The following is a 25,124-nucleotide window of genomic DNA, read 5'->3' on the forward strand; positions in this document are numbered from 1 at the left end:
ATGTAAAAAAGACGAGGTAGAAACAGTTCATTCTATCACTTAGTTCACTAATAGCAACGACACTTTTCTTCACTGCCATTCAAAGGATGAATCATTTCTATCCACATCTTTTCAATTAAATACGTGTTTCAAATTTTAATGACTTGTTGATAAAATACATGATTGGTGCTGAAATCGTCATAATAATCGCTTCACTTAATGCTAACCAACCATAAGTTGTCCAAAATGCTTGACCGCCACTTGGTACTAGCATAAAGGCAATAAAAAACATACTTACAGTGAAAAATAGACTATTTAGACACATTCTAACAGGAATACTTGGTACCTTTTTTTGTAAAAAAGCTGTTAAACTCAACGCAAATAATGTTTGCGCACCACCAAACAGAGCATCCATTACACCGAAACCAAAAAATAAGTTAAAAAAGATAACGCCGCCTAAAACACCCCACATCAATTTGCGATTGAAAACGACTAGGTGATTCAAACTTTCTGAAATTCTAAATTGAATCATACCAGAAGAAACTGGCCGAACCAATAAAGAGAGGACAATATATAAGCCCATAATGATACCATTGGCTAAGACTGTTCTTAGCTTTCGATTGGCTTGAAACGAATTTTGCATACTTTTTCCTTCTTTCTCCGAGTTTTTTTACAAGGGATGGTTGATGAACCTTGGTTACAATTGCAACAGTTCACATTCTAATATGGAACGTCAAAATAGTCAATGAAAGCCCTGTTTTACTTTGCACTTATTTGCAGTTTTCACCTCTCATGCATTGTTTCGTGCCTTTTTCTAGTCATTTTTTACTTTTTTAAGCAATCTTTATTCGCAGAAGTTCCTCCCTCTGGTATAATGGACAATAGCGATTCAAAGGAGGAGCTCAATGAACATTCACTACTATCTTATTATCAACGAGCAGGCAAGTAGCGGCAATGGCCGAAAAGTCGCTAGAAAAGTGATTCAACAACTCAAGCAACAAGAACTTAAATATACGGCTCTTTACACTGATTACGCTGGACATGAAAAAGAATTGACGAAGGAACTTGCAGAAACAACTTTACTTCCTTGGTCTGAAGACTTAGACGTTTCAACTTTTCCAATCCTAGTCGTGCTAGGCGGCGATGGCACCCTACATAATGTCATTAATTCATTACTTCCATATGATTCAGCTATTCCTTTAAGCTATATTCCATGCGGCTCTGGAAATGATTTTGCACGAGGGGTGGGATTATCAAGAAATATTGATAAAGCATTGCATCAAATCCTGCGCACCAGACGACCAAAAGAAATTCAAACAATTCATTATGTAGAAGCCAACCAAGAAGAAATCGGCTTAGCCACCAATAATGTTGGCTTAGGGTTAGATGCGGCAATCGTGGAAAAAACCAACGAATCGTCATCAAAAAAAGCCTTAAATAAATTTAAGCTTGGCTCGCTTTCCTATATTTCTTCAATCATTCATGTCTTTTTTAAACAAAAAGGCTTTCCAATTTTAGTTGAAATGAATGGTAAACAATACACATTTAATCGTGCTTTCCTATGTACGGTCACAAATCATCCTTATTTTGGCGGGGGCGTATCAATTATGCCGACGGCCAATCCTCGCAAAGCAGTCGTGGACTTAGTTGTCGTGGAACGAATCAATATTTTTAAAATTTTGTGGCTTATTTTCCTATTGCTTCGCCAAAAACAAGGGAAATCTAAGCATTTTCATCATTTTCAATCAAGCAAAATTCGAATTGTTTCGACGATTCCACAAACCATTCACGCAGATGGCGAGATTTTAGGCAAACGAAGTATTGATATGGTTTATACCACACAAAAACGTTTGTTTTGGTTTTAACTGAGTCCCTTAAGGTTGAAAAAGAGTGCCATAAGTCAAAACGACTTATGGCACTCTTTCCTTTTCTCACATAAATTGATAAGGCGTCGTATCCTTCATTCCAATCATTGGATCAACAGCATTTGTTTGAATAATTTCGACTGTTAGTCGTGGTTCTTTTGGTAATGGTTCTTTGACAACTTTTGTCGCTTTCTTTGCTGTTTCTGGGGTTGACTCTTCCCCTTCATCAGCAAATAGTGAAACTTCTTGTACCGTTGTTTCAACTAATTGCTCGTCTGTTTCTTTTATCTGATCGGCTTTCGTTGATTGCTGTTCAGTTTCATAAGAGACAGCTTTTGTTTCCTTTTCAGTAAATGGATGGTCTGCCGTTAAACCTTCTTCATAGGCTTCTAACTGAGTTCTAGTCGTTAAGGTCATTTGTTCTGCGTTCACGATTCGTTCTTTTAGCATCGTCATGCGACTAGCCGATTCGTTTTTGACACATGTTTCAAAAGCAGAAACCTCCCCTAATAGAATTAATAATTCTTTACTACGTGTCACTGCTGTATACAACAAATTTCGTTGCAGCATTCGGCTATACTGATGAACCATTGGCAGTAACACCATGCGGAATTCACTACCTTGCGCTTTATGAATCGAACAACAATACGATAGCGTAATTTTATTCCATTCATTTCTTTTATACGTTACTTCATTATTATCAAACTGTAAAACCAACTCGTCCACTTTGTCCTCTGAGTCTTTGGCTAAAGTAATTCCGACGATTTCTCCCATATCTCCATTGAACACATTTAATTCTGGCGTATTGACTAGTTGCAAAACTTTATCCCCAATCCGATAGACGGTGTCATTCCATTTGACTTCTTTTTTCTTCCCCTCATTTGGATTGAAGATTTCTTGCATCATCTTATTCAAGGCATCAATGCCAGCTGCACCACGATACATTGGCGCTAAAACTTGGATATCTTGTGGCGTAAATCCTTTTGCTTTTGCCTTTGTGACAATTTGTCGAATGTATTCTTCAATATGACCAATATCACTTGCAAAGAACGAGCGATCCTTTTGATTTTTTTGAAAATCAGTAGGCAACTTTCCTTCTTTAATTTCATGGGCAAGAGGAATAATACTTGAACCGTCTCCTTGACGATAAATTTCGTTTAGCTCACATTTGGGAATTTCGTTAATTTGCAATAAGTCATGTAAGACTTGACCTGGACCGACAGACGGTAGCTGATCCTTATCACCAACAAAAATCACTTGCATGTTTGTCGGAATAGCTTTTAATAATGTATTGGCTAACCAAGTATCCACCATTGACATTTCATCTACAATTAGCAAACCGCCTTCTAATTCTTTGGCGGTTAAACTCGGATTTTTTTCACGACCTGTCAAGCCTAACAAACGGTGGATGGTACTTGCAGGTAAACCTGTCGTTTCGTTCATACGTTTCGCTGCTCGCCCAGTTGGCGCCGCTAGCAAGATTGGAAACATCTCCTGCGTATAGTCTTTGAGATCTAATGAAAGACCATTTAGTTCCGCAAACAACGAGACAATCCCATTAATAACAGTTGTTTTCCCTGTTCCGGGCCCTCCAGTTAAAATAAATAACGGCGATTTAATCGCTTCTTCAATCGCTGCTTGTTGCGAGTCGCCATACTGAATATTTAAACGTTTCTCAATCATTCGGATATTTTTTTGGACTTCTTCTTCCTCATAATGAATTTCTTTTTTACGAGAAAGTAACCGCTGAATCGAAGTACCAATGCCCCATTCAGAAAAATAGAGACTGTTCTCAAAAAGTTTAGTCTCTTCTTGTTGGATTTTTCCATGTTCGACTAACGTAATGATTTCATTGGCCACTTGATCAGGTGAGATTTCCACTGGGCGACTTGCTTCCAAGGTCCGAATCGCTTCTTCTAACAAAACATCTGCTTGAACATACGTATTGCCTGAGCGAATGGAGTGCTCAAACACTTCATGTAAAATCGCCGCTCGAATTCGAACAGCAGAATCCGCCTGAATGCCGATTTGTTCAGCAATATTGTCCGCTCGTTTAAATCCGACTCCCTCAATATCTTCAACTAACTGATAAGGATTTTCTTGAATCACAGAAAGGGTTTCTTCTTGATAAGTTTGATAAATTGAAAAAGCTAACTGACTACCAAAGCCGTATCGATTTAGTCCCACAATCACTTGCTCCATCCCGTGATTCAAGCGAATTGTTTCGACGATTACTTGACGTTTTTTTTCATTTAAAACAGTAACTTCTTCCAAAACACTCGGGTCATCAATAATTCGGTCAATCGCACTTTCCCCTAATACTTCAACAATTTTTTCAGCGGTTCGTTTACCAATGCCAGGAAATTTGTCACTTGATAAATAGTTAACCACCCCACTAGCCGAAGTCGGTCTTTCTTGCTGATAACTATCCACCTGAAACTGTCTGCCATAACGAGGATGGTCCACAAAATGACCAAAGAAACGATAGGGTTCCTCTTCTTGAACTTGGCCAAAACTTCCAGTTACTACAATTTCTTTTTCTAAATAATCTGTATTTGTATCGGTCACATTTACAAGAACGACTTTATAAAAATTACTGGGATTTTCAAAAAAGATTGCTTGTACAGTCCCAACAATAAAGGCTTTTTCTTCGTCCTCACCAAAAAGTGTTACCACTACAAGCCCTCCTTTCTGTTGTGTGCTTATTGTGCTTTTTCTTTAGCTAAAAAAGACGTATCATTCCATAACGTTAAGTCGTACGGCATGTTCCTTGTTGCCTCTTTAGTTTCAAGGATTGAGAGGCTATTGTTTAACAGCCCGCCCATTGTCCGTAATTCTGATAATGGTTTACCAGCCATCGCTTGGATTGCCGCTGTCAGGGCTGCTCCGTGTCCGACAAATAGAACTGGACCTTCGTGCTGCTTCGCCGCTTCAGCAACTGTTTCTGAAATCCGTTGAATCGCTTGCTCGATTGGTTCACCATCAAAAATTGTTGGATCATACAAATCTAAACGATGCCGTAAATGATCTAATTCTTCTCCATAAAAATTACGCATTTCTTCAATATATTGTCCTTCTAGACGACCTAAACCTAATTCTTTTAAGGTATCTGTATAAACAATTTCAACTGGATGATTCAATTCTTGTTGAATTCCCCGCGCAGTATTTTTGGCACGTAATAGCGGACTAGAATAAATTTTTTCAAACGGAATATCTTGTAAATATTGGCCTAATTGTTTAATTTCGTCATAACTAGTTGGTAATAACGGCGAATCTCCTGTCATTCCTTGAAATCGTTTCTGTTGATTCCATTCAGTTTTTCCATGTCGTGTAAAATATAATTTCATGTAACTTCTCCAAACTTCTTTATCTCTTCATATGTCTTTCTAGTTTATCACTTCCCTGCGAAAATATCCATGGAAGTTTCTAGTAATCCAAGCAAAATAAGCCTAGAACAAAAATCTAAATTGTTTTTTGTTCTAGGCTTGAAAATTGGGCAACAGTAAAAATAAAACCACTTTCTTCTGACATTTTTAAAAAAAGCGCTACTGTCTTAGCTTTTTTTAATCCAATTTATCATTTTCATAATGATGCGTCAGTTCTAAGTTCGGAAAATTTTGCTGACGTAAGGCTTCATAAACAATTAGTGCGGCAGTGTTAGAAAGATTCAATGAGCGCACATGTTCATCATTCATAGGAATTCGGATACACTTTTCTTCGTTTTCTCGCATAAACGTTTCTGGTAAGCCCGTTGTTTCTTTTCCAAAAAGAAAATAATGGTCCTCGCCATCATTATAATTGACCTCGCTGTATGTTTGGTGAGCAAATTTGGTTACTAAATGCAAGTGTTTGCCTGCCACATGGGCTAAAAAGGCAGCCAAATCTTTATGATACGTAATATTTACATCATTCCAATAATCTAATCCGGCACGTTTTAAGTGTTTATCATCTGTTGAAAATCCTAAAGGTTCAATTAAATGCAACGGTGTATTCGTCGCTGCACATGTCCGTGCAATATTTCCAGTATTTGCTGGAATTTGTGGTTCAAATAAAACAATATGGTTCGTCAACTATCTTCAGCTCCTCAAATATCAATCGTGTTCATTTTAGCATAAATTCAAAATAAATAGCGCCCACAATACTTATTTTCAAAAAAAAACCGCATGACGCGATGATGTCAGGCGGCAGCTGTTCTAACCAATAAAAAAAACGTACCGTCTCGGTGTCTAGCACGGCGAGTCGTTACGTTAGTGAAGGTCTCTTCACTAACTTTTATCAGAACAGGACCCTGATAAAAACCAATGAAAAAACAACTTGTAAGTAATATAACACCAATGTCACTTTATTGCAAGACTTTTTTAGGATTTTCTTCACAAAAAAGTCTATCTTTTACGACCTACTAACAAGCGGACGTCAATCGTGATTTTTTCCAATGGTCGCTGTTGTAGTTTGGCTTTAACTTCTTGAGAAACTTGCCACTCTAATGGCGACATTTCTAATAAATCCAACCGTCTTTCCTCGGGAATGTCAAAGCAATAAGTTATTCGTTCATCTACTTCCACTGCTAATTCCTCGGCAAAACGTTGGACTACTTTTTGATTGGAATAACTTTGTTTCTTTTCGTCATTGGGATAAAAAGCCGCTCGTAATTCCTTTAAATAATTCTCTTCAGGAATAATTTTAATCACAGTCCCGTCAGCTTTTAGTACTCGCCGAAATTCTTGATAATGTGAAGGAGAAAAAATATTTAAAATCGTATCAAGCCCTTGATCCGCAAATGGCAAATTCGTTAAATCCGCCACACACCAAAACGCATCAATTGGCTGATTACTTGCTAAATAGATTCCTTCCTTTGATAAATCAAACCCGATTTTCAGTCCAGATAAGCCTGCTTGACTTAACTCAGCAAGAAAACTCCCTTCACCACAACCAACATCGACTACTGTTTTATTTTGAGGAAGATAGTGCATAATTTTGTTTAAAACAGGCGCGTACATGCCACTTTGAATCATTTTTCCTCGAGAAGTAAACATTTTTTTATTATATTCTGTCTGAACGCCATTATTTAGAAAGTATAGCGTGCCTTTCTTGGATAAATCAAATTGATGTCTCTGTTGACAAATCAGACCAACCCCTTCTACATGCATTGGTTCATGACAAGTTGGACAGCGAAATACGGCTGCTTCTTTTTTCAATAATTGTTGTGCTCGTTCAATTTTCTTTAACATTTAAAACTCCTTACGTTCATTAAATGAACATTTTTTCTTATAAAATTTTGCACTCTTTTTTTCAGGGCTATGGTAGTAAGCAGAATTATGGTACAATGCCTGTGAAGAAAAAGCAAGGAGCGATAAGAAATGATTAAAGAATTCTGTGCCGAAAATTTCACTAAGATTCCCCAAGCCATTCAAAAAGGTGCGAATCGCATCGAATTATGCGATAACTTAGCCGTAGGTGGAACGACGCCAAGTACTGGTGTTATTGAAGAAGTCTTAGCATACGCTGGCGAACATTCTGTACCAGTGATGACAATCATTCGTCCTCGTGGCGGCAATTTTGTCTATAATGATATTGAATTAAAAATTATGCATACCGATTTAATCGAAGCAAAGAAGTTAGGAACCGACGGCATTGTTATTGGCTGTTTAACTGAGGACGGTTGGTTAGATGAAGAAGCTTTGGACTTATTCATTGAAACAGCTGAAGGCTTGCAAATCACTTTCCATATGGCTTTTGATGCCTTGTCGAAAGAAAACCAATTTAAGGCGATCGACTGGTTAGCTGAGCGTGGTGTGACACGTATTTTAACTCATGGCGGGCCAGCTGGTACCCCTATCGAAGACAACTTTGATCATTTAAAAGAATTAATTGCCTACGCAGATCAACGGATTCTTATTTTACCAGGTGGCGGTATTTCCACAGAAAACGTTCAAACTGTGATGGACACTTTAAAAGTCACAGAAGTCCATGGCACAAAAATTGTTTAATTTCTTGTATCTAAAAAAGTGAGGTAGCCGTCGTATTAACGGCTATCTCACTTTTTTGATTTCAAGCAAACCAACGAATCCTTTTACCTCAGTCTCATGATAAATAAGTGCAATTTTTTAAACAAAATAACGCATAAACATGCTGGCAATATTGAAATAAATTAATACACTGGTTAAATCACTTAAGGTAGTAATAAACGGGCCACTGGCAACTGCGGGATCAAACCCTAATTTATCCATTAACATCGGGATTAAACTCCCTGCTAAATTCGCCACAGTAATTGCACAGAGCATTGCCATCCCAATTACAAATCCAAGCGGAAGATTATGTTGCCACACGCCAACCACAATCATAATGGTTAAACCTGTCACAGCCCCCGTCACTAGTCCCGTGAGCACTTCACTTAAGATTAAGCGACCAAAATTACTATCCTTTTCATCTTTCATAGCCAAACGGCGTACCGCGACCGCCAATGATTGTGTCCCGGCATTGCCGGCTGTTCCGGTAATTAAAGAAATAAAAACGGCTAAAATACTCGCTTCGCTAACTAACGACTCATAATTACTGATTAACGAGGCCGTAGACATCCCTAAAAACAGCAGCGTAATTAACCAAGGTAATCGTTTAGAAGCGGCTTTTAAAGGGTTCTCACTAACTTCTTCAACGTCGACCCCAGCTAAACCAGAGTAGTCGCTAGCGGCCTCATCATCGATAACATCAATAATATCATCAACTGTTACAATCCCCAACAAATGATCATCATAATCTGTAACTGGCACAGCTAAGAAGTCATAGTCACGAATTGTTTGCGCGACATCTTCTTGGTCATCGCCGACATGAACTGAAATAACCCGTTCATTCAAAATATCAGCAATCAAGGTATCATCATCATTAACAATTAAATCCCGCAACGAAATAACGCCGACTAAATGATTTTCTTGGTCGACTACGTAAACGTAATAGATTGTTTCCGCCATGTCCGCTTGATTCTTTAAGACGTACATCGCAGAACGCACTGTTTGATTCGCCACAATCGAAACAAATTCGGTGGTCATAATCGCCCCAGCAGTTTCATCTTCGTAATGAAGTAACTCTTTAATTTCGCCTGCTTCTTCACTACTTAACAAACTAAGATATTTCGCCTTTTGACTTTTATCTAACATATTTAGTAAATCCACCGCATTATCGGTATACATCTCAGCTAACATATCGGCTGCATAACTTGGGCGCATTTCAGCTAAATAATCTTTCATATTCTCATTATCTTCTTCGATAACATCAAACATATCCGCTAGTTCTTTCGGAGATAGGTAATTGTATAAATGTTGTCGGTCTTTTTCATCTAACGATTGGTAAAATTGTCCTTGTTCATAAATGTGTAACGCTAAAAATAGCTCACGAAATTCGTTCATTTGTTGATTTTTTAGCGTTTCTAAAAGAAGGGCAAATTGCTCTTCCATTTCTTGGCCTTCATTCATCTTACACTTTCCCCTCCTGCCTCTTTATTATTATAACGTATCATCTACACTTTTCATATCCTCCGCTAGTGGGGAAATCAGATGAACCGTTTCTTTGGTAAAAGGATGAGTAAAAATCAGTTCCATGCAATGCAACGCTTGCCGCTCAATTCCTTGATCCATCTCTCCATGATACATCTCATCCCCTAACAATGAACAGCCAATTGCTTCAAAATGTACCCGAATTTGGTGTGTTCGTCCTGTATGGAGCTGAATGCGCACAGCTGCTGCTTGGGCTCCTCTTTTTGCGAGCCAATATTCTGTGCTAGCAAATTGACCTGTTTCGATAACTTGGCGTTTTAATAAAGAGGACAAGTCGCGCCCAATTGGCTTTTCAATCAATTGATGCTCGTTTAACTGCTCAATCGCACCACCAACAAGGGCATAATAAATTTTTGTCACCTTTTTTTCTCGTAATTCTTGGTCAATTAAAGCATGAGCAAAGCCGTGTTTCGCAAATAACATCAGCCCAGAAGTATCTCGATCTAAACGAGTCACGACATGAATAACTTGATTCACGTAATTTTGACGCTTGTAATAGCCCTTAACACGATTCGCCATTGTTCCTGAAGGATGATACTGAGCAGGTATCGAGGCAATGCCAGCGGGCTTATTAACTACTAAAAAATGATCATCTTCAAACACAATTTCAATCGGTTCATCATCTGTTAATAATGTCTCATGTTCCGCTTCATCTGGAATCGTCATTTTAACGACATCGCCAGTTTGTAAAGGATAGATGGCATTTTGAACGGTCCCATTCACTTGAATTTTACCACCCTGAAATTTCACCTTAGCTAATAACCCTTTTGAAACGCCTTGTTCCTTTAAAAAATATTTCACTTGTTGTGTTGTTTCTTTGTCATATGTCCATTGAAATTCCATCGTTTAATTAATCCTCACCAATAAAGGCATCTTTCACTCGATGCCAAAAATGCATGTGCCGATAAGAGGCAAAATGAATCCGTTCGTCTGCAATTCGATAGCAGACAGAAGCGATATTTTCTTGATAAATATCTAATTGGTCCACCGTGACAAAATAATCATCACTTTCCTGTAATTTAATCTCCAGCCACTCCGTATGTGCGATTACAATCGGGGACCCCAATGTTCGAAAGACACGATTGTTTAAGGAGGCGATTTCGGTTAACTGAAACGCATTAATGCTAGGATGCAAAACAGCCCCACCAATACTTTTATTATACGCAGTAGAGCCGGTTGGGGTCGAAATCGACAACCCATCACCACGAAATCGTTCAAACAGTTCGTCTTTAATAAACACATCGCCCACCATCGTCCGGTTTCCTCGTTTAATTGTCGATTCATTTAATGCTAAAAAATGTTTATCTGGTTTCCCATCTCTAAACCGAATCCGCACATCTAATAATGGATAACTTGTACTTTTTTCACGATGAATACATAAACTTTCAACTAGTTCTTTTAATTCATAATCACGCCAATCTGTATAGAAACCCAAGTGTCCGGTATGTACACCTAAGAAACTTACTTCGTTTAACAGATGATTAAATCGATGAAAAGCGGAAAGAAGCGTACCATCTCCGCCGACTGAAATCACAAGTTCAGGTTGACGATTGTCTATTTGAATTTGGTTTTGCTCTAATAGTGTTGTCAGTTGTTTGGTGACTTGTTTCGATTTTTCTTCCGAGTTATGAACAATCGCCACTTTCATAAGCAGACTCCTTTACTGATTTTCTGGTGTTTCGTTTTTAATTTGCTTATAGTATTCGTTTTCTAGCAATCCACGGCCATGAGAGAAGTAATGTTGTGCTTCTTGAATTTCTTCACGAATAGATGACATTTCTTCATCTAATAAATAGGCTGCCTCTGCCGCTCGCTGAAGGCGTTCTTTCATTTCTTCAGGAAAGACACCTTGATATTTATAATTCAAAGAATGTTCAATCGTTGCCCAAAAATTCATGGAAAGTGTCCGAATTTGGATTTCGGCCAAAATAATCTTTTCCCCGGTGACTAATTGCACAGGATATTCCACCACCACATGGTACGAACGATAGCCACTTTCTTTTTTATTTTCAATGTAGTCCCGTTCTTCCACAATTTTTAAGTCTTTACGATTTCTTAAAAGTGCGACTACTTGGTAAATGTCTTCCACAAATTGGCACATAATCCGCAAACCAGCAATGTCTTGCATTTCTTCTTCAATCCGATTTAAAGGAATATGCCGAATAGCCGTCTTTGTCAAAATACTATCTACTGGTTTCACACGTCCTGTAACGAATTCAATTGGTATGTGTTTATCTTGCTCCCGAAATTGTTTACGAATACCTCGTAGTTTTACTTTTAATTCGCTGACCGCCTGTTCATATGGCGCTAAAAACAGCTCCCACTCTCGTTCCATGGTAGATCCCTCAATTTCCTTGAATTTCATTCACTGATTATTTTACCACAGTCCTCCCTAAAATAGGGTGTTATTCGCTATTTGATTTCCAAACGCCTTTCATTAGAAAAAATTTTCACAGAGAAGACCACTTTTCTTGACGGAAACCTATATAATATGTGAAAATTGGAGTGATTTAAGAAAGAGAGAGAACCCCATGAGTGAGCACTTAGAAATTGAATTTAAAACATTAGTTAGTCCGCAAGATTTCAAACGATTAATCGACCATTTTGCTATTCAAAAAACGGACTTTTTTACGCAAACAAATCATTATTTTGATACGGACGATTTTCAATTAAAAGCACAACGAATGGGCTTAAGAATTCGCGTATTAGCAGATCGTGGTGAGTTAACCTTAAAAGTTCCTGCGCCAGAAGGATTATTAGAAATCAATGACCCTTTATCGCTTGAGACGGCGAACCACTTTATCAAAAGGAATCACCTCCCTACTGAGGGGGCTGTGGCGAAGAAATTACAAGAATTAGGTATTGAAATCGCCTCGATCCATTTAATTGGTTCATTAAAAACAGCACGTGCAGAAAAACAAATTCCTCAAGGACTACTTGCGTTAGACGAAAGTTGGTATAACCAACAGCACGATTTTGAATTAGAGTTAGAAGTTACTGAAGCTGAAAGCGGCAAGCAAGCGTTTCAAACATTAATGGCTGATTTGAACATTCCCATTACGCTTGCACCTAACAAGATTCAACGCATGATGCGGACCACTGCCCCTTAGTATTCGAAGCACTGACGTTCTGGCACCTGTATTTGAAAAAGCATGGCATTGGAGGAAGTATGAATGGTTGAAATTTATTTGTTCGTCAATCCTTTAGGCGGCGTCTGTTTAGAAATTGAAAAAGAAATTATACAATTGTCTGTTAACGACAAGAAGAAAATACAATTGCGCTTTATTCCTTTATTAAACATGAAAACGATCAATGAATTTTTGAGTCGTCAACATATTCCGATTAATGACATTAAACGACGGAATCGAATTTTTGAAGATTTATACTCAGCCGCTCTTGACTATAAAGCAGCACAGTTACAAGGCCGAAAAAAAGGCCGACAATTGTTGATTGGCTTACAAAAAGCAGTAGCTGAAGACGGTCTAGCTTACTCTCCTGAGTTATCAGAAGAACTACTTCTAGCGGCCGGCGGGGATATTGATATGTATCGTAAAGACCGACAATCCGATTTTGTCAAAGAATCTTTCCAAACCGACCAAAAAGTTGCTCGAGAAATGGGGATTAAACAACATCCTACCGCAGTCGTTTACAACTATACTTGCGAGAACGATTTCGGCATTTTAGTCGAAAATTTTGAAAACATGGATGAAATTAAACAACTTTGTCGTGTCCATCCACATAACGAACCGTTGCTGGACCAAGGTGACGCAACCTTTGAATTTAAACGTCGCTCCAATTATCATTTTCCAAATGGACATTTACATTTATTATAAAAAAGATGCTGCGACGAAAGCTGTTAACCAATTATCTTAAGAGTTAAAAAGTGGGATATAAGTCCAAATGACTTATATCCCACTTCTTTGTCTATAATTTTTCAACCAAAGCTTCTAATTCCGTTAAACGTTCTTCAAAAACTTTCATTGCATCTTCGATATACGCGGCTTGTGTCATATCCACGCCCGCTTTTTTCATCACTTCAATTGGGAAGTCACTACTTCCTGCTTTCAAGTAGTTAAGGTACTTCTCTAAAGCTCCTTCTTCTCCAGCTAAAATATGTTTAGACAATGCCGAAGCGGCTGAGAAGCCAGTTGCATATTGATAAACATAGTAATTGTAATAAAAATGTGGAATTCTCGCCCATTCGTAACTGATTTCTTCGTCTCTAACTACTTCTGGTCCATAATATTTAGCATTGAGCTCGCCATAATACTCACTCAAATATTCACTTGTTAATGGCGTGCCTTTAGCATCTTCCGTGTGAATAAAATGTTCAAATTCCGCAAATTGGGTTTGACGGAAAATGGTTCCCTTAAAGCCGTCTAAATAGTGATTTAAGACATACGCACGTACTTTAGGATCTGTTTCTGTTTGTAATAAATATTCTGTTAAAATATTTTCATTTGTGGTTGAAGCAATCTCAGCTAAGAAAATTGAATAGTCGCCATAAACATACGGCTGATTATTTCTTGTATAGTAACTATGAACACTATGGCCCATCTCATGGACTAATGTAAATAGTTGATCCAAACTATCATGCCAATTCATTAAAATGTATGGGGCTGTATCATAAGCTCCTGAAGAATATGCGCCGCTTCGTTTTCCTTGATTTTCAATCACATCAATCCAGCGACTTGAAAAAGCTTCTTTAACAATAGATAAATAGTCTTCACCTAGTGGTTTTAAAGCCTCAATTGCTTTTTCTTTTGCTTCTTCATAGCTGTAACGAATTGGTGCTTCACCTAGCAAAGGCGCATACAAGTCGTACATGTGTAATTCTTCTACGTTTAATAATTTTTTTCTTAATTTTACATAACGATGTAGCAAAGGTAAATGTTTATTTACTACAGCTACTAATGTTTCGTGAACACTTTCAGGGATATGATTACTTGCTAAAGATGCTGCCCGAGCAGAATCATAATTTCTAATTTTTGCTTTATAATTATGTGTTTTAACATGTGCACCTAAAGTTGAGGCTAATGTATTTCTAAATTGTTTGTACACTTTGTACAAACCTTTAAATGCTGCTTCACGAACAGATGGATCGACACTCTCCATTAATTGACCATAAACGCCATGAGAAAGTTGAATCGTTTCGCCTTCAGCATTTTGCACAGTTGGAAATTCTAAATCTGCATTATTTAAAATTGAAAATGTATTACTTGAGGCACCAAAAATTTCACTAGCCCCCGCCAGTAAAGCTTCTTGTTCCATCGATAAAACATGGGGACGTTCATCTAAAATATTTTGAATATAGTGACGATAAACAGCTAATTTCGGCTGCTCTTCAAAATATCCCCAGATTTGTTCATCACTTAATGTTAAAACCTCTGGGTCAAACCAAGAAACAGCTTCACTAACTTGTGCATATAAAGAACTAGCTCTGGCATATAAAGCTTGGTAAGCTGTATTTGTAGTGTCTTGATCATTTTTTAAATGAGAATAGACATATAATGTTTCCACTTTTCGATAGACATCTAAAACGTATTCTAACGCAGCTAGAAAAGCTTCTGCGCCATTCCCTAAGGTACCTTTAAATGACTCTGCTTGATTTAGCTCCTCTGTCAACTGATTATACGCAACATCAAAAGCAGCATCATCTTTAAAAATTTTGGTTAAATCCCAAGTCAATGGAGTTGGAACTTCATCACGTGTTGGTAATTGTTTAATTTCGCTCATAGTTTACTCTCCTTTAAGAAACGTTTTACTCATTATACTATCATAATTTAACACGTGTGACTAAAAAAATGTTGTTTTTTCACTTTTTTTAGCCAATGAATGAGCTTTTCAGGATCTTCTCTTAGGAAAATACTAGTTATTAGGTACTTATTGTTTACTTTAATTAACACATAACATTCTTGTAACCAGCTCAATAAGCTATTCCCCACGATTTTAAAAAGCTTTTTTAAGCCAATATTCGGCAGCGGTTGCCAAATAAAGTTCCCTTCTTCCAAAAAACTAGCTTCCAAGATACGCCATAGTTCCTGTTTGGTCACTAAACGCCCTTCTTTGGTTTTTAGTGCTTCCCAAACAAGCATTTTTAAATGAATATCTTCTTCAGAAGAAGGTAATAGCTTCAATCCAGGATAGTAAAACCAAGGAGGTAACTGGAGAAGGTGACAACCTTTCGTATATAAAAAGCTCTGTGTTCTAAGCAACTGATCATTTCTGTAACCAAGTTGTTGCGTCAATTTTTGATAATAATCATGCATCAATTGGCCAGTGTGCCGTCTATCTGGCAGTAAATTTAAATTAGCAGTCGGTAGTCGGAAGATTTCTAGTAATTGTTTTTCGTAAAAATCCCATGATTGTTTTCTTCTATAAAATTGTTGACATTGACTCTCTTCAATATGACAAAGTAATTCTATTCGTTCTTGTTTCTTATTGGCCGTCCATAAATAAAACCCCAAGGACTCCGAAAAGTAAAGAAATTGTTTCGTTAATTGCGTGAGCTTGTCTTTAGGCACTAATCGTTCACCTAAAATCCAAACAACTTGATAGCCATGAGCTTGATAAGTCTCCGTCCGTTCCACCAAACGTTTAATTGGCAATGGACTACATTGAATTTCAATGGCTATCTTGCCAATGAGTAAATCTGGGCGTTGCTTCAAGTTGGGTAAGTATGCCTCAACTTGAAAGGACAGCTTTTCGCGTAAACACTTTTCCGCAAAAAGCTGCTTCAAGCGGAGGTGTTCTTCTGTTTCAGCTTCTGCTTCGTACCAACAACTATTCTTTTTACGATGAGCAAAATGGGGTATTTTAATGGGGCCTGCCTTCAAAATGACCGATTGATGACACATTGGACACACAAAAGCTTGTTCGCTTCGTATCTGTGTTAATTCATCAATCGAGCAATCGATTAAAGAAAATAACTCTTGGTTGTCTGCCGTTAAAGCTGTTAACATGATTTTCACCTCTCATAAATAAACTACGTAAAGTTTCTTAATTTTCATCAAAAAAAAAAAGCAAAAACCCGAAAGTTTTTGCTTTTTTGCTTAATCATTAAAGTAATAACGTGTTAATTCCAACGCACTGCGTTCCATAATACAAGTGCCATATTCGACTAAAGTATCCTGAGTGACAGTTGTTTTATGAGCAAATTCTAAAATCTGTGCAATTTCATTGTCAACATTTGTTTTTTCTAATTCATCGGTTAAGAACAAAACTTGTAAGTAATAACGATCGTTGTACGTGTATAAGTTAGTCAAAACAGATTGCATGAAGACTTCTTTGGATAATTGGATCATCGCTTCAAAATTATCTAATTCAAAGATTACATTTCTGTTTGTTTCATCTGTGGCTTCCATCTCATCAAGTTCATCGGCGGCTGCTTTGTCTGCTTCAATTTGTTTGCGAATCAATTCGCTAACATCTGCATTGACTTCGCTCAGACCTTCTAAGGAAGACAAGTCGTCCATAGCGACATTTTTACTAATAAACAGTTCTAAACCATCATTTTTAGGCAAGACTTGGAAAGTGACTGCTTCACTACCTTGGAATTCATCTTCGACATCAACTTCTTCTAAAATACTATAAAAGAAATTTTCAACATCTTTGTGGTTTCCTAGTAAGTCAAGAAAAGTAATCCCTCTATCCGCCAGGTCTTCGTTGCCAATTAACACACGAATCGTATTTTCATTAATATGTTCCATTTCCATAGCGCTACACCTCTCTTTGCTTCAATCAGGAAACTTCTTACGTTCATTGTAGCGAAAACTACACAAAAGTAAAGTGGAAAGTCTATAAATCCTCGAAAACTAGCGAACGTTTTATAAACTTTGAACTTTTTTAACGATTGGTTTTTCGCTCCTTCTACCTCTTCATCTTAACGCAGTCTCTCCAAAAAAGATACTATTTTTCCTTGACCACGTTCTGCCAAATCAAATGAATACAAGTTCTAAATATGTATTAAAAAGCCAGAGATAAAAATCCCTGGCCCTAAATTCATATGAATCGTTCTTTATTACAATTAACAAATAAAGAACAAAATTTTATATTTTTTATAAACCTGCCATTAATTGTGCTTGGCGCAATTCCAGTTGTCGAACATCTCTTGGTAAGAATCGACGAATTTCATCTTCGTTAAAACCGACTTGTAATCTTTTCTCATCAATCATAATTGGCCGACGCAACAATCCAGGGTTTTCTTGAACCAACTCTAATAGATCTTGAAGTGGAAGCTCGTCCAAATCCATATTTAATTTTTGGAAAACTTTAGAGCGAGTAGAGATAATCTCTTCTGTTCCATCTTCTGTCATGATTAAAATTGCTTTTAATTCCTCAATATTTAAAGGTTCAGAAAAAATATTTCTTTCTTTAAAAGGAATTTCGTGCTCTTGCAACCAGGCTCTAGCCTTACGACATGACGTGCAACTTGGGGAAGTATAAAGTGTCAACATTGTGCATCACTCCTTTTCGCGAATCATCGCGTTTCTGAAACAGGGAACTGTACTGTTCCTCTATTTAAAACCAGTATACCTAATTTCTAATAAAAATACTAGGGGTTTTTAAACATTTTTTATTAACTTTGTTTATTTTTCCTTCATTACATCCGTGTAAAATTAGGGTTAATTTTTATGAAATTTTATGGATATTCGTTATAATTCTGTAAAAAAGTAATACAGTTTTCTATTTTCATGGTTGCTGTTATAATTTACTTCTCTTGGTGATTTTTCAAGAAGTTCCCATGTATTTTTTTCTAATAAAATGTATAATAGAACTATTCACTATCTTAAGTCTAAAGTCAGGTGGTTATTTAATGAAAACAATTTTTTCTGGTATTCAGCCCAGTGGTACTCCGACAATCGGAAATTACATTGGTGCAATGAAACAATTTATCGAATTACAAAATGAATACAATTGTTATTTTTGTATTGTGGATGAACATGCCATTACCGTTCCCCAAGAACCGCAAAAGCTACGCCAGCAAATTCGTAGCTTAGCAGCTCTTTACCTAGCGGTTGGTTTAGACCCACAAAAAGCAACAATTTTCATACAGTCTGAAGTGAGTGCCCATGCAGAAGCTGGTTGGATCATTCAGTGCAATACTTCTATTGGTGAGTTAGAGCGAATGACACAATTTAAAGATAAATCGCAAAAAAATGGTCGTGCTGGCGTAAGCGCTGGTCTTTTAACATACCCTCCATTAATGGTTGGTGATATCGTGTTGTACAACGCTGACTTAGTGCCAGTCGGAGATGATCAAAAACAACACTTAGAATTAACACGTGATTTTGTGGAACGCTTCAACAAACGTTACGCCCAAAAAAATCAAGAAATTTTAACGATGCCTGAAGTAAAAATCGCTGAGCAAGGTAGTCGAATTATGAGCTTACAGGAACCAACGAAAAAGATGAGTAAGTCTGATACAAATGTGAAGGGCTTTATTTCAATGCTTGATGAGCCAGCAGTGATTCGCAAAAAAATCCGCTCTGCCGTAACTGATTCAACTGGTGTAATTGAATATAATAAAGAAGAAAAGCCTGGCATTACTAACTTACTAAATATTTATTCTGCTGCGACAGGTCAAACTGTTGAGGAACTTGTTCAAGCATACGAAGGCAAAGGCTATGGAGACTTCAAAGCAGATTTAGCAGAAGCAGTAGTTGCCTTATTAGAACCTATTCAAGTGCGCTACCAAGAGCTTCTAGCTTCAGAAGAATTAGATATGATTTTAGATGAGGGTGCAGAAAACGCTCGCCAGGTAGCCAACAAAACACTTCAACGAATGAAAAATGCTGTTGGTTTGGGAAGAAAAGTTCGGCGCTAACTAAACATAATAAAAACCCGCGAAGTTTTATTCGCGGGTTTTTTATGTTCTAAATTGAGCATCGTACAAGCGACGATAGTGACCTCTTTGCGCGTACAAAGTTTCATGTGTTCCATCTTCTAAAATTCCTTGGTCACTCACTACGATTATTCGATCAGCATGTTTAATCGTTGCCAGTCTGTGGGCAATAATTAATGTTGTTCGCCCGTCAGCTAACGAGTTTAATGACTCTTGAATCACTTGCTCTGTTTCTGTATCTAATGCAGAAGTCGCTTCATCTAGAATTAAAATCGGCGGGTTCTTCAAGAACATTCGCGCAATTGCCACTCGCTGCTTTTGACCGCCCGATAATTTCACGCCACGTTCGCCAATAATTGTGTCCAAGCCATCTGGCATTAGCTGAATTACATGTTCTAAATGTGCTAATTTCACCGCTTGTTGAATGTCTATTTCTGTAGCATTTAAATTCCCATAAGCAATATTTTCTCGTAATGTTCCAGGGAATAAAAACACATCTTGTTGAACAATTCCAATCTGCTTACGTAATGAAGCCAAGGTCATTTGCTGGATATTTCTACCGTCAATCGTAATTTCACCACTACTGACTTCATAAAAACGAGGCAACAGATTGCACAAGGTCGTTTTTCCTGAACCACTTTGTCCAACGAAAGCAACGGTTTCACCAGGTTGAATTTTTAAATTGATATGGTCTAAAACTTTTGTGCCATCTTCATAAGCAAATGAAACATCTTTATAGGCAATCGTTCCTTCTAAATGTGAAACAGCAACAGCTCCTGGCAAATCTTTGATGGACGGTTGTTTGTCCATTTCTTCCGTAAAACGTTTAAAGCCAGCAAATCCTTTGGGATAGCTTTCAATCATATTGTTGACTTTTTCAATCGGCCGAATAAAAATATTGGCTAATAAAATAAACCCTACAAACTGACCTTCTGTAATTTCTCCTTTAATTGTATAATACGCACCAAAAATTAATGAAAATAAATTTATCAGACGAATTAATAAGTAATTATAGGCGGAACTGACACCCATCACCTTATAAAAATATAATTTCGATTTTCGATACATTTGATTTAAATAATTAAACTGTTTTCGTTCAAATGGTTCATTTGCAAAAGATTGCGTGACACGTATCCCACTTACTGACGCTTCAATCCCAGCATTAAATTCACCTAAATTATCGTAAATATCCGTATTCGCTTTTGTCATTTTTTTATTAAAATAGCCTAGCGCAATCGTGATAAATGGCAATAAAATAAACGTAGCGATGGCTAATTTCACGTGAATGGTTAACATTAATAAAAAAGAACCTGCTAACGTCATAATCGTAATAAAGACGTCTTCTGGACCATGATGCGCCACTTCCGAAATTTCAAAAAGATCAGTGGTCAAACGGCTCATTAATTTCCCTGTTTTTTGATTATCATAATACTCAAACGGTTGTGTTTGAAGATGTTGATATAATTCTTCACGCATATCTGTTTCAATATTCACGCCTAACATATGACCAAAATAAACCACAATAAATTGTAAAAACGTATTGATTATATAAAATGCAAATAAGCCCGCACTAGCTAATGCAATGAGGCGAAAATCTCCTTTTGGCATAATCTTATCAATTACTTGGTTGACTGCTACTGGAAAAGCCAACTCTAACAGCCCCGCAAAAACGGCACACCCAAAATCCAAAATAAATAATCGACGATAAGGTCGATAATACCCAAAAAAACGCTTTAACATAACTCCCTAACTCTCCCCCTTCATTCTCATTCATTATACGGAAAAAGACTGTCTCTTGCAAAATTCTAACTTCTATCAGAACACGTGTTATTTAAGTAACTTTGACTCAAAATCATTTTCACAAACTTTTCATTATCAGAATATTTTTTCATTTATCGTTTCCATTTTTTCGGTAAAAATAACTATAATTGTCTTTTCCCGCAAGGCTTTGATTTCTGTACAAAACCTTGAAATACAGTGAAAAATACTCTATTTATTTGTGAAAATATCAGCTACAATATAACATATGAAAAGTTTTGTAAAAAAGTTAAGAGGTGCACTTGTTAAATGAGAACCATTGTTTTTGATGTTGATGACACGCTGTACGATCAGCAACAACCCTTTCGAAATGCGATGTCTAAAATTTTCCCAAACGTTGCGACAGAGGATATGCATGAATTGTATCTTCGTTTTAGACACCACAGCGATGAAACGTTTCCGAAAGTTTTAGCCAATGAATGGTCCCTAGATTTCATGCGGTTTTTCCGGATGAATGAAACATTAAAGGATCTAAACTATCCAGGAATTTCACAAGAAGAAGGAAAAATTTTCCAACAAGTTTATGAAGAAGAATTGGATAATATTACGATGCATCCAGAAGTTACTAAGCTTCTTGATACTTTACAAGAGAAAGAAATTCCGATGGGGATTATTACAAATGGTCCAACAGACCATCAATTTAAAAAAGTTAAACAATTGAATCTTGAAAAATGGGTTCCAAGCCAAAATATCATTATTTCTCAAAGTACGGGTTTCCAAAAACCTGAAAAGGAAATTTTTGATTTAGCCTGTAATCAATTTTGTATGGAACCTGAACATACTTTATATGTTGGTGATAGTTATGACAATGATATTGTAGGCGCACGTAATGGTGGCTGGCATTCTCTTTGGTTTAACCACCGCTCTCGTGAACTACCAAGTTGCCAACCTGCATCACACCTTGCAGAAGTCACTTGTTTCACCGAACTTTGTCCGACTGTGGAGAAATTATTTAATCTTTAAAAAAAAAGCCGCTCTTCAAATTGAAGAACGGCTTTTTTTATTTATTTTTTTGTTTTTTCAGACGTAAAATGATGAACAGGCAGATTATCAGTAAAAGGAGCAATAAACCGATTAAGAGATAAATAAGTTTAGATTCCGTTTTTTTGACGGTTACATCTTTCTCATTAAATGTTTTTGCTTCTTCTTTTGAGATCGTAAATTCTTTCGTAAATTGCCATTTTTTTCCTGATCCTTCCACAGTCATTGCCAATACATACGTCCCAGCTTCCATTTCATTTTCTTCATAAGGAATAGGGAAATTAAAAATTGAATTGGGCGCCATTTGCATATCTTCTTGTTCTTTCTCTAAAATAACGTTATTTGTTTTCTTATTTTTAACATTTGCCGTTACTTTCATTGATTGAAGATAGGCTGCTTCATGGTTTAGCAGTGTTGCAGAAATAACACTGCGCGCATTTCTTTGCGTCGGTTCAACTTTCTCTAAAGACAATTCTGGTTGTACAACTGTTTCATTTTCTCGAAGTAAAACAGCTACTGTATAGGCATAGCGATTTTCAATTGCTAAGCCGTTTGTATTTTCTTTTTGCTTGTCTTTCGTTTCATCAACTTTTTCACTAAACGTGATTCCGCCCGCTAGTTGACCTGAAAATTCTTCTTTCGGCATCTTCACTCGTAGTTCAACTACTTTTTCACTTTTAGCAGGCAATTCTACACTCTCACCGCCGTCTTTCAGTTGAATGATTTCTGATAAATCTGCTGGTGCAGATTTATCTAATGCTGTCAACGACTCACCATATTCAATCACTCCATTGCTGTTTGTTGTGGCCGACTTCACACTAACATCAATCACTAAATTTTCATCTGTACTATTGGCCGCTCGAACTTTCAAAATTTGTTCTTGGTCTGGTTTCATCATTAAATCAAAATATGTTTTTGTTTTATCTATTTGGTTTTCTGGAATTTCTGTTTCAACACTAAATCGTAATTCTGCTGCTGAGGTTTCAATCCCAAAAGCAAAGAAATAAAAACTTAGAATCATCAGAATAAAATATCTATTTTTCATTTCGCTCTACACTCCATTTCTATGTAAAGGAGAAAGGCTGAGTTCCCCTTTTCCTTTCTCCAAAAAGGTTCTTTTTATACTGGCGTATTAGCTAATGTCCAAGTAATTGTTGTTTTGTAGGCATCGTTTAATTTAACTGATTTACCTGGCACTTTTAATTGAACATCTTTCATTACTTGACGGCCGTCAACTTCAGCAATTGAACTAGCATTGCCGTATAAGTATGACCATTTCCCAGCACCTTGATCTGTTGCGGCTACCATCACGTTATGACTTTCACCCACTGTACCAAAAGTTACGCTCGCTAAACTTGTTGGTGCAGCGCTTTGTCCTGCTGTCACAGCTGAAGCATTTTGAAAGACAATTTCAGTTCCTTCAAGCGTCTGACCTTTTGTAGCAGAAGTAAATGCAGAATTTTGTTTTGCAGATAAAGTCCAGCCTTCTAAAGTTCCACGATTATCTGTAATTTGAGCAAATAATGGGCCCGTTTTTTCAACATTATTTTTATCTTTTAAAACTTGTGCTGATGCAAAATAGGTTTCATCTTTTGTGCTGATGATATTTTCACCAAAGTTTAAACTTGAAGCATAGTCCAAGGTTAAGGGACCTGTAGAACCTTCATCAACTGGTTTGTCAGGATTTACTGGGTCGATAGGTGTCACAGGATCTTTGCCGTCTTTGTCTTCTGGATCCACTACAGGATTTTTGCTGTTGGGATCTTTTTCATCTGGTGCTTTAAATTTTACAATAGCATCTGTGTCGCGATTAGCCACTTCCTCTGCTTGAACTGGTAGTGTTCCTACCGCGATGGTTGCTAAAATTAAGCTGCTTGCGATGGTCATTTTTTTCATATTAGTGCTCCTTCTCTTCTATATGTTATAGTTTCAATAATTATACGCTTGGTAAATCAGCGATTGTCCATGTTAAAACAGTTTTGTATTGAACAGCATCTTTTGGTGTTGCTCCTGGTACAGTTAATGTGATCGCTGTATTTTTATCTACGCTTTCACCGTCAACTTCCACTTTTTCAATCCCACCGAACGCACTAAGCCAAGTTCCAGAACCTTGACCTTCAGCGGCAGACATCACATTTGATGAATCGCCAGCTACTAAAGTTACTTCATGCGCAGTTGGTGTGACTGCTTTGGAATTAGACACTGCTTTGTTTTGACTTAATTTAATTTCTGAACCGTCTAAAACTTTATTTAATGTTTCTTTTGTCGCTGTTAATTGTGTTTCTTGTTTAACTGTTAAGGCCCAACCGGCATTCGTTCCGCGTTTGTCGGAAATTTGTACATAATTTGGTTTAGGATTAGTCAAATCAGGACCAGAACCGTCTGCCAAGAAAAAGTATTGTGGATTTGCATAATATTTTTCATCTTTATTTGAAATTTTATTTTTGCCAAAGTCTAGACTAGAAGCATAATCGATACTTAGTGGACCAGTTGTTCCTTCATTTGGCTTATTGCCTGTGTCTGGTGTCGTTGGATCAAAGGGTTCAACAGGTTTTTCGGTATCTGGATTCACTGGATCGACTGGTTTGTTGATAGAGGCATCCGGTGTAAATTCAACGATAGCATTTGATTCATAGTTTTTTTCTTCTGCATTCACTTCTGGTGCAATAGCCACGCCTAAAGTGATAGCGGGGATTGTTGCTAAGATAATTTTTTTCATTTTATTGTTCCTTCTTTCTTTTTTTTAAAATAAAACTAGCCATAAAGATGACTATTATTCCGAGATAATTAAACATTTGTTGCTGTTTAGTACCAGTTCGAGGTAAGAAGCCTGAGCCTTTTTGATCAACCGTTTTACTTGTTGAATGCTTCAATGATTCTCCACTCATTGCTGGGATTGCTTCCGACTGCTTGGGGAAACGCTGTGGTATCTTACCATCTGGTTTTTCTTTGTTGGCTGGTGGCTCATACTCGCCATAAAAAGAAACTTCTGCATTTGTCGGATAGGCATTTGTTTCAGCAAATACATCAACTGATGAAATCAATCCTAATAGCAATACACCGCTAACTATTTTTTTGATAAGACTCACC

General features: G+C 37.1%; 24 protein-coding genes. 6 read left to right on the top strand and 18 right to left on the bottom strand.

All coding sequences use genetic code 11. The features are described from left to right. Nucleotides 1-115: 115 nt before the first annotated feature. Complete coding sequence (locus tag IGL23_RS10265; protein ID WP_002356499.1) at nucleotides 116-622, bottom strand: QueT transporter family protein; 507 nt, start codon at nucleotides 620-622, stop codon at nucleotides 116-118. 262 nt (nucleotides 623-884) lie between these two features. Here IGL23_RS10265 and IGL23_RS10270 point away from each other — a divergent pair, with 262 nt between their 5' ends. Continuing rightward, entirely contained in the window at nucleotides 885-1,844 is a 960-nt protein-coding gene (locus tag IGL23_RS10270) for a diacylglycerol/lipid kinase family protein (protein ID WP_002356498.1), read from the top strand. A gap of 66 nt (nucleotides 1,845-1,910) precedes the next feature. Here IGL23_RS10270 and recD2 read toward each other — a convergent pair whose 3' ends face one another. The 4 genes from recD2 to IGL23_RS10290 all read right to left on the bottom strand — a co-directional run bounded on the left by recD2 (nucleotide 1,911) and on the right by IGL23_RS10290 (nucleotide 7,072). After that, nucleotides 1,911-4,520: an SF1B family DNA helicase RecD2 gene (recD2, locus tag IGL23_RS10275; protein WP_033594432.1), complete on the bottom strand. Its 2,610-nt coding sequence runs from the start codon at nucleotides 4,518-4,520 to the stop codon at nucleotides 1,911-1,913. Between the two features lie 26 nt (nucleotides 4,521-4,546). After that, a complete protein-coding gene (locus tag IGL23_RS10280; RefSeq protein WP_033594431.1) occupies nucleotides 4,547-5,191 on the bottom strand; it encodes a histidine phosphatase family protein in 645 nt (214 codons plus the stop codon). Between the two features lie 216 nt (nucleotides 5,192-5,407). Then, nucleotides 5,408-5,914: a tRNA (uridine(34)/cytosine(34)/5-carboxymethylaminomethyluridine(34)-2'-O)-methyltransferase TrmL gene (trmL, locus tag IGL23_RS10285; RefSeq protein ID WP_002356493.1), complete on the bottom strand. Its 507-nt coding sequence runs from the start codon at nucleotides 5,912-5,914 to the stop codon at nucleotides 5,408-5,410. Between the two features lie 312 nt (nucleotides 5,915-6,226). Beyond that, on the bottom strand, nucleotides 6,227-7,072 hold the full coding sequence (locus IGL23_RS10290) for a methyltransferase domain-containing protein (protein WP_033594430.1): 846 nt from the start codon (nucleotides 7,070-7,072) through the stop codon (nucleotides 6,227-6,229). A gap of 129 nt (nucleotides 7,073-7,201) precedes the next feature. Here IGL23_RS10290 and cutC point away from each other — a divergent pair, with 129 nt between their 5' ends. Then, nucleotides 7,202-7,831: a copper homeostasis protein CutC gene (cutC, locus tag IGL23_RS10295; protein WP_002359565.1), complete on the top strand. Its 630-nt coding sequence runs from the start codon at nucleotides 7,202-7,204 to the stop codon at nucleotides 7,829-7,831. 117 nt (nucleotides 7,832-7,948) lie between these two features. Here the strand turns inward: cutC and mgtE are convergent, their stop codons facing one another. The 4 genes from mgtE to IGL23_RS10315 are packed head-to-tail and all read right to left on the bottom strand — an operon-like array spanning nucleotide 7,949 to nucleotide 11,726. Beyond that, nucleotides 7,949-9,310, bottom strand: coding sequence for a magnesium transporter (mgtE, locus tag IGL23_RS10300; protein ID WP_002362548.1), 1,362 nt, complete (start codon nucleotides 9,308-9,310; stop codon nucleotides 7,949-7,951). Nucleotides 9,311-9,340: 30 nt separating this feature from the next. Next, nucleotides 9,341-10,234 (bottom strand): RluA family pseudouridine synthase, encoded by an 894-nt coding sequence (locus tag IGL23_RS10305; RefSeq protein WP_002362547.1) that lies wholly within the window; start codon nucleotides 10,232-10,234, stop codon nucleotides 9,341-9,343. Nucleotides 10,235-10,241: 7 nt separating this feature from the next. Then, nucleotides 10,242-11,039 carry an NAD kinase gene (locus IGL23_RS10310; protein WP_002356486.1) on the bottom strand — a complete coding sequence of 266 codons (798 nt, stop codon included), beginning with the start codon at nucleotides 11,037-11,039 and terminating at the stop codon, nucleotides 10,242-10,244. A 12-nt stretch (nucleotides 11,040-11,051) separates the two neighbouring features. Then, nucleotides 11,052-11,726 (bottom strand): GTP pyrophosphokinase, encoded by a 675-nt coding sequence (locus IGL23_RS10315; protein WP_002356484.1) that lies wholly within the window; start codon nucleotides 11,724-11,726, stop codon nucleotides 11,052-11,054. Nucleotides 11,727-11,922: 196 nt separating this feature from the next. Here IGL23_RS10315 and IGL23_RS10320 point away from each other — a divergent pair, with 196 nt between their 5' ends. Continuing rightward, entirely contained in the window at nucleotides 11,923-12,501 is a 579-nt protein-coding gene (locus tag IGL23_RS10320) for a CYTH domain-containing protein (RefSeq protein WP_002356483.1), read from the top strand. A 63-nt stretch (nucleotides 12,502-12,564) separates the two neighbouring features. Next, nucleotides 12,565-13,224: a ClpXP adapter SpxH family protein gene (locus tag IGL23_RS10325; RefSeq protein ID WP_002356482.1), complete on the top strand. Its 660-nt coding sequence runs from the start codon at nucleotides 12,565-12,567 to the stop codon at nucleotides 13,222-13,224. Between the two features lie 91 nt (nucleotides 13,225-13,315). Here the strand turns inward: IGL23_RS10325 and pepF are convergent, their stop codons facing one another. From pepF to spxA, 4 genes are all read right to left on the bottom strand, one after another. Beyond that, nucleotides 13,316-15,127 (bottom strand): oligoendopeptidase F, encoded by a 1,812-nt coding sequence (pepF, locus tag IGL23_RS10330; protein WP_002380671.1) that lies wholly within the window; start codon nucleotides 15,125-15,127, stop codon nucleotides 13,316-13,318. A 47-nt stretch (nucleotides 15,128-15,174) separates the two neighbouring features. Beyond that, on the bottom strand, nucleotides 15,175-16,353 hold the full coding sequence (locus tag IGL23_RS10335; protein ID WP_033594429.1) for a competence protein CoiA: 1,179 nt from the start codon (nucleotides 16,351-16,353) through the stop codon (nucleotides 15,175-15,177). A gap of 90 nt (nucleotides 16,354-16,443) precedes the next feature. After that, nucleotides 16,444-17,106 (bottom strand): adaptor protein MecA, encoded by a 663-nt coding sequence (locus IGL23_RS10340; protein WP_002356478.1) that lies wholly within the window; start codon nucleotides 17,104-17,106, stop codon nucleotides 16,444-16,446. A gap of 342 nt (nucleotides 17,107-17,448) precedes the next feature. Continuing rightward, entirely contained in the window at nucleotides 17,449-17,847 is a 399-nt protein-coding gene (gene spxA / locus IGL23_RS10345; protein WP_002356477.1) for a transcriptional regulator SpxA, read from the bottom strand. A 359-nt stretch (nucleotides 17,848-18,206) separates the two neighbouring features. Between spxA and trpS the strand changes: the two genes are divergently transcribed. Next, entirely contained in the window at nucleotides 18,207-19,217 is a 1,011-nt protein-coding gene (gene trpS / locus IGL23_RS10350; RefSeq protein ID WP_002359559.1) for a tryptophan--tRNA ligase, read from the top strand. Nucleotides 19,218-19,259: 42 nt separating this feature from the next. Here the strand turns inward: trpS and IGL23_RS10355 are convergent, their stop codons facing one another. After that, complete coding sequence (locus IGL23_RS10355; protein WP_002394119.1) at nucleotides 19,260-20,975, bottom strand: ABC transporter ATP-binding protein; 1,716 nt, start codon at nucleotides 20,973-20,975, stop codon at nucleotides 19,260-19,262. Nucleotides 20,976-21,302: 327 nt separating this feature from the next. Between IGL23_RS10355 and IGL23_RS10360 the strand changes: the two genes are divergently transcribed. Continuing rightward, complete coding sequence (locus tag IGL23_RS10360) at nucleotides 21,303-22,016, top strand: HAD family hydrolase (RefSeq protein ID WP_002368837.1); 714 nt, start codon at nucleotides 21,303-21,305, stop codon at nucleotides 22,014-22,016. 37 nt (nucleotides 22,017-22,053) lie between these two features. Here the strand turns inward: IGL23_RS10360 and elrE are convergent, their stop codons facing one another. From elrE to elrB, 4 genes are all read right to left on the bottom strand, one after another. Continuing rightward, the gene (elrE, locus tag IGL23_RS10365) at nucleotides 22,054-23,079 is read right to left on the bottom strand and encodes a transmembrane protein ElrE (protein WP_002362291.1); all 1,026 of its coding nucleotides are present in this window, start codon (nucleotides 23,077-23,079) and stop codon (nucleotides 22,054-22,056) included. Nucleotides 23,080-23,153: 74 nt separating this feature from the next. Continuing rightward, the gene (gene elrD / locus IGL23_RS10370; RefSeq protein WP_002388408.1) at nucleotides 23,154-23,930 is read right to left on the bottom strand and encodes a WxL domain-containing protein ElrD; all 777 of its coding nucleotides are present in this window, start codon (nucleotides 23,928-23,930) and stop codon (nucleotides 23,154-23,156) included. A 40-nt stretch (nucleotides 23,931-23,970) separates the two neighbouring features. Beyond that, complete coding sequence (gene elrC, locus IGL23_RS10375; protein WP_002385709.1) at nucleotides 23,971-24,753, bottom strand: WxL domain-containing protein ElrC; 783 nt, start codon at nucleotides 24,751-24,753, stop codon at nucleotides 23,971-23,973. A 1-nt stretch (nucleotide 24,754) separates the two neighbouring features. Further along, on the bottom strand, nucleotides 24,755-25,123 hold the full coding sequence (gene elrB / locus IGL23_RS10380; protein WP_002384096.1) for an LPXTG anchor domain-containing protein ElrB: 369 nt from the start codon (nucleotides 25,121-25,123) through the stop codon (nucleotides 24,755-24,757). Nucleotide 25,124 lies beyond the last annotated feature (1 nt).

The sequence above is a fragment of the Enterococcus sp. MSG3299 genome, assembly GCF_050555765.1.
GTDB classification, from domain to species: domain Bacteria; phylum Bacillota; class Bacilli; order Lactobacillales; family Enterococcaceae; genus Enterococcus; species Enterococcus faecalis.

Excerpts from the sequence above, each read along its gene's own strand:
- IGL23_RS10265 (WP_002356499.1), bottom strand. The coding sequence starts at position 622 with ATGCAAAATTCGTTTCAAGCCAATCGAAAGCTAAGAACAGTCTTAGCC.
- IGL23_RS10270 (WP_002356498.1), top strand. The coding sequence starts at position 885 with ATGAACATTCACTACTATCTTATTATCAACGAGCAGGCAAGTAGCGGC.
- IGL23_RS10280 (WP_033594431.1), bottom strand. The coding sequence starts at position 5,191 with ATGAAATTATATTTTACACGACATGGAAAAACTGAATGGAATCAACAG.
- IGL23_RS10290 (WP_033594430.1), bottom strand. The coding sequence starts at position 7,072 with ATGTTAAAGAAAATTGAACGAGCACAACAATTATTGAAAAAAGAAGCA.
- cutC (WP_002359565.1), top strand. The coding sequence starts at position 7,202 with ATGATTAAAGAATTCTGTGCCGAAAATTTCACTAAGATTCCCCAAGCC.
- mgtE (WP_002362548.1), bottom strand. The coding sequence starts at position 9,310 with ATGAATGAAGGCCAAGAAATGGAAGAGCAATTTGCCCTTCTTTTAGAA.
- IGL23_RS10305 (WP_002362547.1), bottom strand. The coding sequence starts at position 10,234 with ATGGAATTTCAATGGACATATGACAAAGAAACAACACAACAAGTGAAA.
- IGL23_RS10310 (WP_002356486.1), bottom strand. The coding sequence starts at position 11,039 with ATGAAAGTGGCGATTGTTCATAACTCGGAAGAAAAATCGAAACAAGTC.
- IGL23_RS10315 (WP_002356484.1), bottom strand. The coding sequence starts at position 11,726 with ATGGAACGAGAGTGGGAGCTGTTTTTAGCGCCATATGAACAGGCGGTC.
- IGL23_RS10320 (WP_002356483.1), top strand. The coding sequence starts at position 11,923 with ATGAGTGAGCACTTAGAAATTGAATTTAAAACATTAGTTAGTCCGCAA.
- IGL23_RS10325 (WP_002356482.1), top strand. The coding sequence starts at position 12,565 with ATGGTTGAAATTTATTTGTTCGTCAATCCTTTAGGCGGCGTCTGTTTA.
- pepF (WP_002380671.1), bottom strand. The coding sequence starts at position 15,127 with ATGAGCGAAATTAAACAATTACCAACACGTGATGAAGTTCCAACTCCA.
- IGL23_RS10335 (WP_033594429.1), bottom strand. The coding sequence starts at position 16,353 with ATGTTAACAGCTTTAACGGCAGACAACCAAGAGTTATTTTCTTTAATC.
- IGL23_RS10340 (WP_002356478.1), bottom strand. The coding sequence starts at position 17,106 with ATGGAAATGGAACATATTAATGAAAATACGATTCGTGTGTTAATTGGC.
- spxA (WP_002356477.1), bottom strand. The coding sequence starts at position 17,847 with ATGTTGACACTTTATACTTCCCCAAGTTGCACGTCATGTCGTAAGGCT.
- trpS (WP_002359559.1), top strand. The coding sequence starts at position 18,207 with ATGAAAACAATTTTTTCTGGTATTCAGCCCAGTGGTACTCCGACAATC.
- IGL23_RS10355 (WP_002394119.1), bottom strand. The coding sequence starts at position 20,975 with ATGTTAAAGCGTTTTTTTGGGTATTATCGACCTTATCGTCGATTATTT.
- IGL23_RS10360 (WP_002368837.1), top strand. The coding sequence starts at position 21,303 with ATGAGAACCATTGTTTTTGATGTTGATGACACGCTGTACGATCAGCAA.
- elrE (WP_002362291.1), bottom strand. The coding sequence starts at position 23,079 with ATGAAAAATAGATATTTTATTCTGATGATTCTAAGTTTTTATTTCTTT.
- elrD (WP_002388408.1), bottom strand. The coding sequence starts at position 23,930 with ATGAAAAAAATGACCATCGCAAGCAGCTTAATTTTAGCAACCATCGCG.
- elrC (WP_002385709.1), bottom strand. The coding sequence starts at position 24,753 with ATGAAAAAAATTATCTTAGCAACAATCCCCGCTATCACTTTAGGCGTG.